Source organism: Actinoplanes couchii, assembly GCF_016862075.1.
GTDB lineage: Bacteria > Actinomycetota > Actinomycetes > Mycobacteriales > Micromonosporaceae > Actinoplanes > Actinoplanes couchii.
Genome location: NZ_BOMG01000039.1, coordinates 139,500 through 153,891 on the forward strand (window position 1 = coordinate 139,500; position 14,392 = coordinate 153,891).

Annotated in this window: 13 protein-coding genes; 6 read left to right on the forward strand and 7 right to left on the reverse strand. The window is 70.0% G+C overall.

Annotated elements, in window-relative coordinates; translation table 11 throughout:
• The first annotated feature begins 9 nt into the window (after positions 1-9).
• A complete protein-coding gene (locus Aco03nite_RS13385; protein WP_203795379.1) occupies positions 10-1,089 on the forward strand; it encodes a sensor histidine kinase in 1,080 nt (359 codons plus the stop codon).
• 691 nt (positions 1,090-1,780) lie between these two features.
• Positions 1,781-2,389 (forward strand): response regulator transcription factor, encoded by a 609-nt coding sequence (locus tag Aco03nite_RS13390; RefSeq protein WP_203795380.1) that lies wholly within the window; start codon positions 1,781-1,783, stop codon positions 2,387-2,389.
• A 346-nt stretch (positions 2,390-2,735) separates the two neighbouring features.
• Here Aco03nite_RS13390 and Aco03nite_RS13395 read toward each other — a convergent pair whose 3' ends face one another.
• The 3 genes from Aco03nite_RS13395 to Aco03nite_RS13405 form a co-directional block, all read right to left on the reverse strand.
• Positions 2,736-3,344 (reverse strand): DUF6069 family protein, encoded by a 609-nt coding sequence (locus tag Aco03nite_RS13395; protein ID WP_239145122.1) that lies wholly within the window; start codon positions 3,342-3,344, stop codon positions 2,736-2,738.
• Positions 3,345-3,415: 71 nt separating this feature from the next.
• Entirely contained in the window at positions 3,416-4,597 is a 1,182-nt protein-coding gene (locus Aco03nite_RS54540; RefSeq protein ID WP_307837638.1) for a sigma-70 family RNA polymerase sigma factor, read from the reverse strand.
• A gap of 228 nt (positions 4,598-4,825) precedes the next feature.
• Positions 4,826-6,964 (reverse strand): molybdopterin-dependent oxidoreductase, encoded by a 2,139-nt coding sequence (locus Aco03nite_RS13405; protein WP_203795381.1) that lies wholly within the window; start codon positions 6,962-6,964, stop codon positions 4,826-4,828.
• Positions 6,965-7,058: 94 nt separating this feature from the next.
• On the opposite strand from Aco03nite_RS13405, the gene Aco03nite_RS13410 reads away from it, so the two are divergent.
• A complete protein-coding gene (locus Aco03nite_RS13410) occupies positions 7,059-7,619 on the forward strand; it encodes an RNA polymerase sigma factor (protein WP_239145123.1) in 561 nt (186 codons plus the stop codon).
• On the forward strand, positions 7,616-8,218 hold the full coding sequence (locus tag Aco03nite_RS13415) for a hypothetical protein (RefSeq protein WP_203795383.1): 603 nt from the start codon (positions 7,616-7,618) through the stop codon (positions 8,216-8,218). Before Aco03nite_RS13410 ends, Aco03nite_RS13415 begins: the two co-directional genes overlap by 4 nt.
• Here the strand turns inward: Aco03nite_RS13415 and Aco03nite_RS13420 are convergent.
• The 4 genes from Aco03nite_RS13420 to Aco03nite_RS13435 are packed head-to-tail and all read right to left on the reverse strand — an operon-like array spanning position 8,200 to position 10,921.
• The gene (locus tag Aco03nite_RS13420) at positions 8,200-8,862 is read right to left on the reverse strand and encodes a DUF3159 domain-containing protein (RefSeq protein WP_203795384.1); all 663 of its coding nucleotides are present in this window, start codon (positions 8,860-8,862) and stop codon (positions 8,200-8,202) included. The two genes, Aco03nite_RS13415 and Aco03nite_RS13420, sit on opposite strands and share 19 nt — an antisense overlap.
• 49 nt (positions 8,863-8,911) lie before the next feature.
• The gene (locus tag Aco03nite_RS13425) at positions 8,912-10,417 is read right to left on the reverse strand and encodes a S8 family serine peptidase (protein WP_203795385.1); all 1,506 of its coding nucleotides are present in this window, start codon (positions 10,415-10,417) and stop codon (positions 8,912-8,914) included.
• A gap of 28 nt (positions 10,418-10,445) precedes the next feature.
• Positions 10,446-10,664 (reverse strand): hypothetical protein, encoded by a 219-nt coding sequence (locus Aco03nite_RS13430; RefSeq protein WP_203795386.1) that lies wholly within the window; start codon positions 10,662-10,664, stop codon positions 10,446-10,448.
• 11 nt (positions 10,665-10,675) lie between these two features.
• Positions 10,676-10,921 carry a hypothetical protein gene (locus Aco03nite_RS13435; RefSeq protein WP_203795387.1) on the reverse strand — a complete coding sequence of 82 codons (246 nt, stop codon included), beginning with the start codon at positions 10,919-10,921 and terminating at the stop codon, positions 10,676-10,678.
• A gap of 186 nt (positions 10,922-11,107) precedes the next feature.
• On the opposite strand from Aco03nite_RS13435, the gene Aco03nite_RS13440 reads away from it, so the two are divergent.
• Positions 11,108-13,504 (forward strand): endo-beta-N-acetylglucosaminidase, encoded by a 2,397-nt coding sequence (locus tag Aco03nite_RS13440; RefSeq protein ID WP_203795388.1) that lies wholly within the window; start codon positions 11,108-11,110, stop codon positions 13,502-13,504.
• A gap of 411 nt (positions 13,505-13,915) precedes the next feature.
• Positions 13,916-14,368, forward strand: coding sequence for a GNAT family N-acetyltransferase (locus Aco03nite_RS13445; protein ID WP_203795389.1), 453 nt, complete (start codon positions 13,916-13,918; stop codon positions 14,366-14,368).
• Positions 14,369-14,392: the final 24 nt, after the last annotated feature.

The window sequence follows — 14,392 nt, forward strand, 5'->3', positions numbered from 1 at the left end:
GTTGGGGACATGACCGGAGCTGTACACCGTGCCCGCCGGGTGACCATGTGGAGCCTCGCCTGCAGCCTGCTGCTGGGGTGGTTCGGGGCCTTCTCCGGTGTCGCCACCTCGGTCACCGAGAACCGGTTCGAGCTGGTCCCGGCCATCGCCGCCGGCGTGGGCATGATCGTCTTCAGTGTGGCGATCCTGCTGCTGGTCCGGGCGGTGTCGGTCGGGTGGACCGGGGATCCCCGCCCCTCCCGGCGATACGCGGCGATCGCCGGGGCGGCGGCGGTGTTCATCATGCTCGTGCAGAACGCCAGCCCGGCCGGCTGGGGACTGATCGCCATCTGCTGGGTCAGTCTCGCCGCGATCCGCACCGGGCGGGCCGGCACCGTGCTGATCGCTGGCGGCACGGTCGTCACGTGCAGCGCCCTGTACTGGGTCAATCCCGGGCACGAAGGACTGCCGACCAGGGTTGCCGTGTTCATCTACCTGGTCATGTGCCTGACCCTGCCGTACGCCAACCGGCTCTGGATCTGGATCCTCGACCTCACCGAGACGGCCCACGCCGGCAAGGACGCCGAGGCCCGGCTCGCGGTCACCGAGGAACGGCTGCGGTTCGCCCGCGACCTGCACGACCTCGTCGGCCACAGCCTGTCGGTGATCGCCGTGAAGAGCGAGCTGGCCGGCAAACTGGTCTCCCGTGACGCCGACCGGGCGGCGAACGAGATGGCCCAGGTCCGCGGGCTGGCCCAGGACGGTCTGCGGCAGATCCGCGAGGCGGTCCGCGGTTACCGGGTGCTGGACCTGGCCGACGAGATCGCCAGCGTCCGCGCCATCCTGGAGGCCGACGGCATCCGCTGCACGGTCGACCTGCCGTCCGGCGTCGTCGACCCGGCGGCGGCCGGCCCGCTCGCCTGGGTGGTCCGCGAGTGCGCCACCAACATCCTGCGGCACAGCTCCGCCACGTGGTGCACGGTGACGCTGCGGGCCGCCGACGGTTCAGCGGTCCTGGAGGTGGTGAACGACGGAGCCCCCACGACGGCCCAGCCCGGCAACGGTCTGGCAGGCCTCTCCGAACGCCTGACGGCAACAGGCGGCTCCTGACGGCCCAGCCCACCGGCGACGGCCGCTTCCTGGTCCGCGCGGTGGCTCCGGTCTCGCCTACGCCGCCACCCCGCCCACCAGCCGCCACCCCCACCATTCCGCCGGCCGCGCCCACCACCCCGCCAGCCCCGGCTCCGCCCGCCACCCCGCCGAACCCGGTTCGGGCCGCCACCCGGCCGAACCCGGCCACGCCCGCCACATCGGTCACTCCGATTCCGCCCGCCACCCCGCCGATCCCAGCCACACCCGCCGCAACGGTTGCTCCGGTTTTGTCCGCCACCTTGGTGAGCCCCGCCGCGCCTGTCGTGTCCCCCGAGCCACCGGCGGCTTTCGGATCCGTTGCGCCAGCCTCGGCCCTCGCGCCCGCCGGGTTTCCCGGTTCCACCTCGCCCACTCCATCCCTCGCGCCCACCGTTGCGCCTGGGCCGGTCACGACCAGCGGATCCGCTAAGCCCGCCGCCTCCCTCACGCCCGCCGCCTCTCTCACGCCCGCCGCTTCTCCGGAGTCGTCTGTTTCTCCTGGGCCGACCGCGTTCCCCGGGCCGACCGCGTTCCCCGGGCAGACCGCATCCCCCGGGCAGACCGCATTTCTCGGGCCGGGTGCTTCTCCCGCATCGGGCGGGCGCGGTGGGTCCGCCGGGCCCGCTGCGGCTTCCTCATCCCCCGTTTCTCCCGAGCCCGAGGCTGTGCCATGACTGAACCGGCCACCATCCGTGTCCTGCTGGCCGATGATCAGCATCTGATCCGGGAGGCTCTGGCGATGATGCTGGAGTTCGAGGAGGACCTGACCGTGGTCGCGCAGTGCGGTCGCGGCGACGAGGTGGTGGCGGCGGTCCAGGCGCATCGGCCGGACGTGATCGTGCTGGACATCGAGATGCCCGGACTGGACGGCCTGTCCGTGGCCGAGCAGCTGCCCGGTCACGCCATGTTGATCCTGAGCACGTTCGCCCGGCCCGGCTACCTGCGCCGGGCGATCGCCGCCGGAGTCCGCGGCTTCATCCCGAAGGACTCCTCCAGCGCCGAACTCGCCGCCGCCATCCGCAAGATCCACACTGGCGGCCGGTACCTCGACCCGGAACTGGCCGCCTCCGCCATGATGGCCGGCGAGAGCCCACTCACCGACCGGGAACGCGACACCCTGACCCTGGCCGCTTCCGGCGCCTCGGTCGCCGACATCGCCGCCCGGTTGCACCTGAGCGAGGGAACGGTCCGCAACTGCCTCTCCAACGCGATCACCAAGCTGGGCGCCGCCAACAGGTTGACCGCCATCCACCAGGCCCAGCGGATGGGGTGGATCTGAACCCGACCTCTTTCTGGTACGCCGTTCACCTAAACAAACGCACCACCCTGTCACGCCGCGTCCCGCCAGGCAGGCGCCCCGCCCGGACCGCCCGGCGACCGCCGGGCCGATGCGGCCCGTCATCGCCGACCGGACGGCGAGGCAGCCCCCCACTGCCGACCGGACGGCGAGGCGACCCATCACCGCCGACCGGACAGTGAGGCGACCCATCACCGCCGACCGGACAGTGAGGCGACCCGTCACCGCCGACCGGACGGCGAGGCGGCCCGTCACTGGCGACCGAAAGGCGAGGCGGCCGGGGCCGGGCGAGGTATTTCTTTTCGGGCACCGGGTGTGGCGTTTCTGATCAGGGTTTGCCGGGCTCGAAATTTGTGGTCGGAACGGGTTTTCGGGGACGCAAGGTCCGCGTCAATGTAGGGATCATCATCGCTGCGGGGATCAGGTGCAGAATCAGTAAGGCGATTACCGTGGTGGGAGCCGCTCCGACCAGGAATGGTGGGAGCAGTGAGATTGCGGTCAGCGCTGTCGTCGTTGTCGCGAAGTGGCGGGCGGAGCGATGGCTCCATCGGCGGAACGCCGCGGCGATCAGCACGCCTATGATGGAAAAGAAGGCGGTGACCACTGCGATCCCGGACGCCGGGATCGTCTCGCCGCCTTCCGGGATCGTGAAGGTTACGCCTCCCGCCCGGGCAAGAACGGCGGCGAATGTGGTGGCCGCCGTCGCCGCAACGGTGGCGATCAGGCCGGTGCCGACCAATTCACGAAAAGGACAATTGCGCAGAATCTCGGCGTCGGCGGTCATTCCGCCTCCCCTTGAAGGACGATTACGCAGAATCTCGGTGCCAGCGGCCGTGCCGTCTCCCTCTGAAGGACAATTGCGCAGGATCTCGCTGTGGGTGGCCATTCCGTCTCCGCCTGAAGGACGATTGCGCGGGATCCCGGTGTCGGCTGTCATGTTTTTGCCTCCTGGAGTCCATGCGGGAACGGCTGCGGAACTGATGGCCGCAGCCGTTTTGCCGTCGAGAGTTATGCGGGGAGGCGGGCCGGGAGGTCGAGGCCTGCGAATCTGTCGCTGTGGAAGGTGTGGATCTCGGTGATCTTGCCGGCGGTGATGCGCAGGACGTCCAGCGTCAGCGGCAGGTATGCGCCTTCCGTCTCGCGCCAGTGGTAGAACGCCACGGCCGGCTGCCTGTTCACCGAGGTGGGGATCGCCTGTAGGCCGGTCATGCCCTCGAAACCGTCGTCGATCCAGTTCTTCACCACGTTGTCCCGGCCGATGTGCAGGCCCGGGGTGGGTGGCATCGACGCGCGCACGTCGTGGCGGAGCAACGCGGTCAGGGCCGGGATGTCGGTGGCCACGCTGGCGTCGGTAAAGCGGCGCACCAGGTCGCGCGTGGCGGGGTCGAGCGCACTCAGCCCGGTGCCACCCAACCCGGTGGCACCCGAGCCTGCGGCGGCAGAGGCCGACCCGACGGTGGCATCCGAGCCGGTAGCGGCGGTCGGGCCGGCCGCAGTGGGGCCCGAGCCGGCGGCGTTGAGGCCTGAGCCGGCGGCGTTGAGGCCTGAGCCGGCGGCGGTCGGGCCCGATCCGGTTGCGGTGGGGCCCGAGCCGGTGACGGTTGCGGTGGGAGCCGAACCTGAGCCGGTGGTGGAGGCCGGGTCTGTGGTCGGCCAGTTCTGGCGGTCGGTGGGCAGGTGTTCTCGCATGCCGGCCCGGGCCCTCTGCAGTGCGCTGTTCACCGAATTGACCGAGTCGCCCAGCAGGTCGGCCACATCTTTCGCCGGCCAACCCAGCAGATCGCGGAGGATCAGCACAGCCCTCGGGCGCGGGGCCAGGTGCTGGACCGCCACCACGTACGCCAGCTCGATCGTCTCCCGCGCGATGGCCAGGGCCTCCGGCTGTTCGTCCAACAGCCGGTCGGGGTACGGCTGCAGCCACTGGACCTCGCCTCCGACGGCCGGTTCCGGGCGCACCTTGGCCAGCAGGTCCAGGCAGGCGTTGGTGGCGATCCGGTACAGCCAGGCCCGGAACGTCGACCGGCCCTCGAACGTCTCCCGGCGGCGCCACGCCCGCAGGAACGTCTCCTGCACGGTGTCCTCGGCGTCCTCGAACGAGCCGAGCATCCGGTAGCAGTGCACGTGCAGCTCCCGCCGGTGCTGTTCGGCCAGCGCCGAGAAGTCCGTGTCCGTCAGTTCCACGCCCACCATGTCATCCTCCGCCCGTCGTGTTCTTTCGTCAGGTATGACGGCGGCTGTCACCGGAACTCATCACCGGCTCACCGGTGAGCCGGCGAGCCGCTGAGCCGCTGAGCCGGCGAGCCGGTGACGGGCGCTCTCCGCCCGGCGGTCGCCGGGCGGTCCGGGCGGACCGCCCACCTCGCGATGACGGAACGTGACGTGCCGGTGCGGTTGTGGGAGGTGTTCGGCGTACCGGAGTCAGAGGGGTTTGATCGTGATCGGAATGCCGTTGAGGACGCTGTTGCCGGACAGCGGGTCGATCACCAGTTCGTCGGTGAGGATGTTCGAGTTGACGCCCGGTGCGGTGGCGGCGACCGACAGGCGGACGCCGGGCAGGTCGTGGCCCCAGCCGTGCGGCAGGCTGGCGACGCCGGGCATCACCGCGCCGGTCACCTCGACCGTGGCGGTGAGCGTGCCGGCCCGCGAGGTGACTTCGGCGCTGCTGCCGTCGGCGAGCGCCAGCCGGGCCGCGTCCGCCGGGTTGACCTGCAGCGTGCAGCGCGATCGGCCTTTGACCAGGGCCGGGACGTTGTGCATCCAGCTGTTGTTGGAGCGCAGGTGGCGGCGGCCGATCAGCACCATGTCGTCGCGGCGGCGGCCCAGCGACGCCAGCAGCCGGGCGGCCTCGGCGGCCAGTGGCGGCGCGCAGAGTTCGACCTTGCCGGAGGCGGTGCGCAGGACGCCCGGGATCCGCGGCTGCAATGGACCGAGGTCGATGCCGTGCGGGGCGTCCAGCAGCTGCCGCAGTGACAGTCCGTAGGCGCCGGTCCGCAGGGCCACGTCGAGCAGCCGTTCGGCCGGGCGGTCGCCTGTCACGTCGGCCGGGTCGAGGTCCGGGGCCCGTTTCAGCGCCTGCCGCAGCAGATGATCGTGGAACAGCGCGGGATCATCGTCCGGCTGACCGGAAAGGATCAGGGAGAGCCGGGCCAGCAGATCGCATTCGTCGGGGACGCCGGGTTCGGGCGGCAGGACCGGCGGGGAGTACGCCGCGAAGTTGCGCACCGACAGGGTCAGGAACGCGAAGTCGTAGTGGCCCTTGCGCACCGAGTCGGTCGGCGGCAGCACCACGTCGGCGTGCCGGGTGGTCTCGTTCAGGTACGGGTCGACGCTGACCATGAAGTCCAGGCCGGACAGCGCACGGTCCAGGCGGCCACTGTTCGGAGTGGACAGCACCGGGTTCCCGGCCACCGTGATCAAGGCTCTGACCTGGCCGTCGCCGGGGGTCTCGATCTCGTCGGCCAGAGTCGCGACAGGCAGTTCGCCCTTGATCTCGGGCAGGCCGCGGACCCGGCTGTGCCAGCGGCCGGTGCGGAACCCCCTACCGGGGCGGGCCGCGCCGGACGTGTGCGCGGCCAGGGGGAACATCACGCCGCCGGGGCGGTCCAGGTTGCCGGTCAGGATGTTGACCACGTCGACCAGCCAGCTCGTCAGGGTGCCGAACTCGACCGTGCAGGTGCCGATGCGGCCGTAGACGGCGGCGGTTGGGGCGGTGGCGAGTTCTCGAGCCAGTGTCCGGATTCGATCTTCCGGAATGCCGCAGATGTCGGCGGCGATCGACGGCGGGAAGTCCGCGGCCAGCGCGCGCACCGCGTCGACGCCGAGCACGTGTCCGGAAATATCCCCTAAATCGGTCAGCCCCTCGGCGAACAGCGTGTGGACGATCGCGAACAACAGCAGGGCATCCGTGCCCGGAAATATCAGGATGTAGTCGGTCGCGGCCTCGGCCGTCCGTGTCCGCCGCGGATCCACCACCACGAACTTCCCACCCCGGCGCCGCAACGCCTTGAGCCGCCCCGGAAAGTCGGCCGCGGTGGCCAGACTCCCGTTGGACTCCCACGGGTTGGCACCGAGAATCAGCAGGAAATCGGTCCGATCCAGGTCAGGAACCGGGATCACGTTGGGATTACCGAACAGGTAGCCGCAAGAAACATGCTTGGGCATCTGATCGACGGTGCTCGCCGAGTACACGTTCTGGCTACCGAGCGCCCGGATCAACGGCGGAACGTAGAGCCCACCGGACATGGTGTGCGCGTTCGGATTGCCGAGATAGAGCGCGACCGCGTCCGGCCCGTACCGCTCGACGACCGGCCGGAGCCCGTCACGAACCGCCCGGAAGGCCTCCTCCCAGCCCACCTCGACACCCTTCACCAGTGGCCGCCGGAGCCGATCCGGATCGTCACTGAGCTGCCCGAACGTGGCGCCTTTGGGGCAGACGAAGCCGTGACTGAAGACGTGGTCACGGTCGCCGCGGGCGGCGGTCACCCGCTCGCCGTCGACGGTCAGTTCCAGGCCGCAGGCGGCCTCGCAGAGCGGGCATGTCCGGTACGCGGTCCGCACAGTCAGCCTCCTGGGCAGAATCGGGACACGAATTCACGAAATCCTGAAAGAACCGTACGCCTGCCGGACATGTACGAAAGTGGATCATGTGAACGTGGACACGCGTCGTACGCGGTTCGAGAGACTCGCCCCGGAGGTGATCGATGCCGTGCGCCGCTATCTGGCCCGGCGCACCGATCCGGCGACCGCCGACGACGTGCTGTCGGAGACTCTCCTGGTCTGCTGGCGGCGCCTGGACGAGATACCGGAGGAGCACCTCCCCTGGGCGTACGGCGTGGCGAGGAACTGTCTGGCGAACGCCGAACGCGGGTACCGCCGCCAGTTCCGCCTGCTGTCCCGGCTCGCCCGGCTGGACCCGCCGCCGTCGCAAACGGTCGACGGCCCGGAGCAAACGGTCGACGGCCCGGAGACAGAAGACGACGATCTCACGCAAGCCATGAAGGAACTGACCGTCAAGGACGCCGAGATCCTGCGCCTGTGGGCCTGGGAGGATCTGCCGCCCGCCCAGATCGCGACGGTCATGGGGATCACCGCGAACGCCGCCTCGATCCGTCTGCACCGGGCGAAGCAGAAACTTCGCGACGCGTTGGAGAAAAACCGAAAGAACGGCGACCGCGCCGGACATGAGCAGCCGACAGAGAGGAGACGGTCGTGAACGACGACGACGATCTGCGGGAGCGACTGCGCCACGCGGACCCGGCGGCATCGCTCCCACCGGCCGCTCCGGACCAGGTTCGGCAGCTCACGGAGGAAGTCATGTCCCGCAACCACACCCGCCGGTGGGCGCTGCCCGTCGCCGCCGCTCTCGTGCTGCTCGCCGGCGGCACGGCGTGGGCGATGACGAGGCCGGCCCCGGTCGAGGTGCCCACCGCGATCGCCACTGAGCGGCCCGACTCGACCGGGAGGACCGACCTCACCGACAAGACGGTCACGCTCACCGCGAACGGCGCCGCCGCGAAATGCATCGAGCCCACCGCGGACCGCCTGTCCGAGATCTCGGACTTCGCCTTCGAAGGTACGGTCGGCAAGGTCGAGAACGACGTCGTCACCCTCGACGTGACCAAGGTGTTCCGCGGCGACCCGGCCACCACCGTCCAGGTCGAACAGTCCGCCGACCACTCGGAGGCCAACGAGAAGTTCGCGGTCGGCAAGAGCTACCTGGTCGCCGCCGCGGAGGGCCGGGTGCTGATCTGCGGTTACACCGGCCCGACCGACGGGTTCGGCCTGCGCGACCTTTACGAAGCGGCTTTCTGATCCGACGGCGCCGGCTCGTCGACGACCGGATGACGTAGCCCGGGGTGGTCCGCCGGCAGGTTGCGGCGGATCACCCACCAGCTCACCGCCAGACAGGCGGCGACCAGCGGCCCGGACAGCGCCACGCGCGCGCCGGCCAGCGCCGCGGTCATCCCGGCCTGATAGAGCGGCAGGAACACGGCGACCCGGATCACATACTGGGCGACCCAGACCCAACTGCCGCGGGAGTACGCCTTGAGCAGCACCGGATCGCGCCGCCACCTGGTGCGCTGCCCGAGGACGGTGCCGACCACGATGCCGAGCAGCGGCCACCGGATCACGATGCTGATCACCCAGGCGAGCACACTGGCACCATTGCTGAGCAGCTGCAACAGGAAGAAGTCGTTGGCGTTGCCGGTGTAGAGGGCGATCAGCGCCGCGACGCAGACGACGAAGAGCCCGATCAGCACCGCTCGTGGTTTGTCGCCCTTGCGCAGCCGCCACACCGAGAGCCCGATCGCGGTGATCACCGCCGCGATCGCCCCGGCCCAGATCGACTGCCCGAAGCCGAGCCACCCGGCCGCGAATCCGACCGCGGGCAGCGAGGCGTCGACCGCGGCCCGCCGTCCGTTGAGCAACTCCGCCAGCGTTTCCGGTTGCGCCATCTCCACCCGCCCCTACGTGAGGTTAGGCGAGCCTAACAGCCGGTGGGACTCACCGGATCCCGGGTAACAGTCCCGCCGAGCGCATCGCCACCCGCAACGTGTCCATGGACACCCCCTGCGGAGCGGGTTCCCGCCACGGATCGGCGGGCTGCCGCAGTCCGAGGGCGGCCACCGCGTCCGGCAGCCCGGCCCCGGTCCGGTGCCTGTCGCCCAGCGCCCGGCAACTGCCCTTGATCAGCTCGAACAGCCGATCCACCCGGGCGGCGTCGCGGACCGTGCACCGCCCGCGGAAGTCCGGGTGATGGGCCAGCAGGAGGGCGGCGAGCCCGCTCACCCAGGGGGCCGCGAACGAGGTGCCGTCCCAGGCCGCGTAGTGCGACGGGGGCACCGACGAGACGATCGCCACTCCCGGCGCGCACACGTCGATCTCCGGCCCGTGGCAGGTGAACGAGGCCGAGAAGTAGCCGTCGGCCGTCGGTGACCCGTACACCCGGGTGGTGTGGTGGCTCTCCGGCGGGAATTCGCCCAGCTTGCCGATCGCGGCGACGGCCAGCACCCCGGGAAGCGAGGCCGGGAAGCACACCGGGCCGGCCGAACTGCCGGCCGCCGCGACGACCGCGATCCCGGCCTGCCGGGCCTGCTCGATCCGGCCGGTGACCAGCGGTGAGAACTGCGGGCTGCCCAGACTCAGGTTGATCACGTCGATCTGCTCGGCGATGCAGTGGTCGATCGCCTCGATCAGGTCGCTGGACCAGCCGCCCGGGAAGACCCGGCAGGAGTGCAGCAGCGCCTCCGGGACCACCCCGGCGACGATGCCCGCCGCGTGGGTGCCGTGACCGACCCGGTCCTCCCAGCAGTCCCGGTCCCCGGCGACCCGGCCGGCCAGGTCGGGGTGCTCGGCCGAGGCGCCGGAGTCGACGATCGCGACCCGGATCCCGTCGCCCCGGAACGTCGGCGGCAGCGCGTCGAACCGCATCGCCCGGCGGGCCCAGCCGTCCAGCGGGCGCTCCGTCTCCGCCAGGGGCGGGCAGACCACCAGGTTCGGGGCGTCCGCGCGCAGCGACGGCCGGCCGTGCCAGACCGCCCAGTAGCTGTGCCGGGGTTTGACGTGCATACCCTCCAGCGGCAGCATCCCGGCCGGGACGTCGATCACCACCCGGCCACCGGCCCGGGTCACGCCGCGCAGCGGGAGCGCGTCGTTCATCAGGTAGATCTCGGCCCCGGACAGCGGGCGGCCGTCACTGCCGGTGACCAGGAACGCCAGCCGGGCCACCTCACCCGGCGGGATCAGCGCCGGGTCGGTGGCCGGGGACGCGTAGCGCAGCGGCTGATCCGGCTCGACGTGCGCGGTCCCGGCGACGGTGAGCATCGCGGCCCGGTCGGCGTCCATCTCCACCACCGCGAACGCCGGCATCGACGAGACGACCCGGTGCACGGTGGCGCCCGGGTCCTCGGCCAGCCGGCCGAAGAAGGTCTCCGCGGGCACCCCTAGCGGCGCCACCAGGTAACGCTCGCGCCGGGAGCCGACCGGGACGGCGGCCGGATGTTCGGTCATGTCTACTCCACTTACAACGCCGGCTTTTTCACAGGGCCGGCAGGCCGGGCACGGTCGAGCGCAGGTGCTGAACCGCGTGGAAGACCGCGGCCGTCTGGTTCAGGGAGGCGGCGTACTGGTGTGCCGTGTACTGCTGGACAGCGGTGACCAGCCCCGGCGCCAGGGCCGCGGCCTGGGGCAGGATCGGCGCGGCCGCCTCTAGCCAGCGGTAGCAGAGCTGGATGCTCGCCGCCGCCGGCTGTCGCATCGCCTCGACGTTCACATGGACTGCTGCATCATCGGCATGCCCATCCCGTACATCATCCCGGGGTGACACTGCTGCATATGGCGCATCATCATCTGCTGCATGTGCTGCATCTGCATCATGTGCATCATGTGCGGGTGCATCATCGGCATCATCATCTGCGGATGCATCATGGGCATCATCATCGGCTGGCCCATCATCGGATCGCCCGTGCCCATGTTCATGTTCATGCCGCTGGGCGCGAAAGCTGCCGTGCTCATGGCGGTCTCCCCTCGTCGGACGGGACCGTTTCCCGCCCTTCGAGACGGAAGGTAATCGAAACAATTCGGGGAATTGTAAAGAGTCGCCGAAAACGGTGCATCTCGGTCGCGAGTCCGGGACACTGATGTGCCCCCGCGGGGACGAGACATTGACCAACGTATAAGTCTTTTCTATCTTGATCTTCGATGAAGAGACTGCTGGCCATCGCCCTCGCCGCCACCCTGGCGCTCGTCGTCCCGTCACCCGCACAGGCCGCCCCGAGCAACACCGGCCCCCAGCCGTACGCCTCGTTCTGGCATCCGAACAGCCTCCTGAACTGGGATCCGGCCACCGACCCGGACGCCCGCCACAACCGCTCCCGGGTTCCGCTCGCCACCCGCGTCTCGGACCCCGCGCTGAAGGCGAACCCGAACGCCCGCTCCGGTGAGGGCCGGATCGCGTCCCTGGTCTCGTTCGCCCCGACCTCCGGCAACCCGTCGCAGGGCGCCCTCGACCCGAACTACTACGCGTTCGGCTACTGGCAGTACATCGACACCCTGGTCTTCTGGGGTGGTTCGGCCAGTGAGGGCCTGATCCTGGCGCCGAACCCGACGGTCATCGACGCCGCGCACCGCAACGGGGTGAAGGTCTACGGCACGGTGTTCTTCCCGCCGGCCGCGTACGGCGGTCAGATCCAGTGGGTCCGCGACTTCGTCCAGAAATCCGGCACCACCTACCCGGTCGCCGACAAGCTGGTGCGGGTCGCGGAGCACTACGGCTTCGACGGCTGGTTCATCAACCAGGAAACCGGCGGCGGCGACACGGCGCTGGCCACCGAGGTCCGCAACACGATGACCTATGCCCGTTCGCTCGGTCCCATCGGATTCATGTGGTACGACGCGATGACCGAGAGCGGCCCGGTGTCCTGGCAGGACGGCCTGACCTCGGCCAACGACGCGTTCCTGCAGGACGGTCCGGCCCGGGTGTCCGATGCGATGTTCCTCGACTTCGGCTGGAGCGCCGCCAAGCAGACCGCCTCCCGGACCAACGCCCGCGCGCTCGGCCGCAGCGAGTTCGACCTCTACGCCGGCATCGACACCGAGGCCAACGGCTACAACACGTCGGTGCCGTGGAGTTCGGTCTTCCCGGACGGTCAGCCGCACGTCACCGGGCTGGGCCTCTACCGGCCCGAATGGACGTGGAAGTCGTCGACGTCACGCGCCGACTTCCACACCCGGGACGCCCGCTACTGGGTGGGCGCCAACGCGGACCCGTCGAACACCACCACCACGTCCGGTTGGAAAGGCCTTGCCAATTACGTCGCGGAGTCCAGCCCGATCACCGCGAAACCGTTCGTGACCAGCTTCAACGCCGGGCACGGCGACTTCTACACGATCGGCGGCGCACCGTCCGGCACCAGCGGCTGGAACAACCTGTCACTGCAGGACGTGCCGCCCACCTACCGCTGGATCGTCCAGTCCACCGGCACCAGGCTGACGCCCGCGATCGACTTCACCGACGCCTACGAGGGCGGCAGCTCGCTGCGGCTCACTGGGCGGCTGGACGCGGCCAACACCGTGCGCCTCTACCAAACCCGGCTCCCGGTAGCGGCTGACACGAAACTGTCGGTCGTGGTCAAGAATCCGGCATCCGGCCCCACACATCTTTCCGCCGCCGTGTCGTTCACCGACGACCCGGCGACGTTCCACCATCTCGCTCTCGGCGACACCACCGGCACCGGCTGGGAGACCCGGACGATCGACCTCTCCGGGTACGCCGGACGAACGGTCGCGCAGCTCGGGGTCAGTGCGCAGGCCCCCGCGACGGTCGCCGGTTACGACATCCGGGTCGGCCGGATCGCCCTGTACGACGGCACGGTCGACCGGGTCGCTCCGGCGTCGGACCTGACCGTTCTCGGCGCAACTGACGTGTCCACCACCCGCAAGACGCTGCGCCTGACGTGGAAAGCTTCGGACAGCCCGGTGCATCATTACGACGTGTTCCGCCGCAATCCGGACGGCACCCGCACTCATCTGGGCGGCACCCCCAACGACGCCTGGTTCGTCCCCCGGCTGGACCGATCCGGGACGGAGACCAGCACGATCGTCGAGGTGGAGGCGGTCGGCACCGAAGGCGGCCGGTCCACCCCGGTCAGCACCGAACTGACCTGGAGCGACGAGCCGATCCCGGCGAATCTGGCGCTCAACCGCCCGGCCACCGCGGACTCCCAGTGCGCCACGGCGGAGGGCGCGGCGAAGGCGGTCAACGGCAGTGTCACCGACAAGTGGTGCTCACTGGGTTCGGCGAAGTGGCTGGAGGTCGATCTGGGCACATCGCAGCCGTTGACCGAGTTCGTGGTGAAACACGCAGCTGTCGGGGGCGAAAACGCCGCCTGGAACACCCGGGATTTCGCGATCGCAGTCCGAAATTCCACGACCGATCCCTGGCAGACGGTGGTCACCACAGTCGGCAACACAGCAGCCACCACCACCCACCCGGTCACGACGACAGCCCGCTACGCCCGCCTGTCCATCACCACCCCAACCCAGAACGGAGACCCGGCCGCCCGAATCTACGAATTCGAAGCCTGGGGCAACACCTGATCCACCCCTCCACCGCGCCGCTTTCTTCGCGGTGCGCGCCGCTTTCCTCTCGCGGTCGGCGGTGCTTTCCTCTCGCGGTCAGCGGTGCTTTCAAAACCTCAACTTCAAATGCCGTTTTTTTTACGAGCCGACCATGTGCTCGTGGTCGGCAACGCGAGGTAGGCGGCACACCGGACCGACCCAGCGACCGCCGGGCCGGATGCGATGGTCACCGGTTGACCGGTAACGAATCTCAGCCCCCGCCAGCCGCCGGCTCGCTGTTGACCAGTGGCACGACTCAGGCAGCCAACCGCCGGCTCTCTTATCCGGTCACGCGACGCGGACTGCCGACCCGCTGGCTCTCTGTTAGCGGGTTGCGCGTCCTGTTTATCCGGTTGCGCGTCTCGGGGTGGCTTGGCGATCATGCTGGGCATGAGCGCCACGATCCGCCGAGCCGGTCCCGACGATGCCCGCACGGTCGCTGACGTGCTCCTCCGAGGCCGGGTCGGGGCGGGCGACGCGATCCCGCCGGGCGTCCACCCGGACCACGAGGTCCGCGAATGGGTGGCCGCAGTGGTCGTCCCCACCCGAGAGGTCTGGCTGGCCGCCGACCCGGCCGGCGAACCGTCCGCGGTCATGGTGATCGACGGTGACTGGATCGACCAGCTCTACGTCGTCCCCGAAGCCACCGGCCGGGGCCTGGGCTCACAACTCGTCGAGTTGGCCAAGACCCGCAGCCCCGCCGGCCTCCAACTGTGGACCTTCGTCTCCAACACCGCGGCCCAGCGCTTCTACGAACGCCACGGCTTCACCGTCGCCGAAACCACCGACGGCTCCGGCAACGAGGAGAGGTCCCCCGACATCCGCTACACCTGGCAGCCCTGAGCCCTGGAGGCCCTGAAACCTCGC

Excerpts from the sequence above, each read along its gene's own strand:
- Aco03nite_RS13385 (WP_203795379.1), top strand. The coding sequence starts at position 10 with ATGACCGGAGCTGTACACCGTGCCCGCCGGGTGACCATGTGGAGCCTC.
- Aco03nite_RS13390 (WP_203795380.1), top strand. The coding sequence starts at position 1,781 with ATGACTGAACCGGCCACCATCCGTGTCCTGCTGGCCGATGATCAGCAT.
- Aco03nite_RS13395 (WP_239145122.1), bottom strand. The coding sequence starts at position 3,344 with ATGACAGCCGACACCGGGATCCCGCGCAATCGTCCTTCAGGCGGAGAC.
- Aco03nite_RS54540 (WP_307837638.1), bottom strand. The coding sequence starts at position 4,597 with ATGGTGGGCGTGGAACTGACGGACACGGACTTCTCGGCGCTGGCCGAA.
- Aco03nite_RS13420 (WP_203795384.1), bottom strand. The coding sequence starts at position 8,862 with ATGGCGCAACCGGAAACGCTGGCGGAGTTGCTCAACGGACGGCGGGCC.
- Aco03nite_RS13425 (WP_203795385.1), bottom strand. The coding sequence starts at position 10,417 with ATGACCGAACATCCGGCCGCCGTCCCGGTCGGCTCCCGGCGCGAGCGT.
- Aco03nite_RS13430 (WP_203795386.1), bottom strand. The coding sequence starts at position 10,664 with ATGCGACAGCCGGCGGCGGCGAGCATCCAGCTCTGCTACCGCTGGCTA.
- Aco03nite_RS13435 (WP_203795387.1), bottom strand. The coding sequence starts at position 10,921 with ATGAGCACGGCAGCTTTCGCGCCCAGCGGCATGAACATGAACATGGGC.
- Aco03nite_RS13440 (WP_203795388.1), top strand. The coding sequence starts at position 11,108 with ATGAAGAGACTGCTGGCCATCGCCCTCGCCGCCACCCTGGCGCTCGTC.
- Aco03nite_RS13445 (WP_203795389.1), top strand. The coding sequence starts at position 13,916 with ATGAGCGCCACGATCCGCCGAGCCGGTCCCGACGATGCCCGCACGGTC.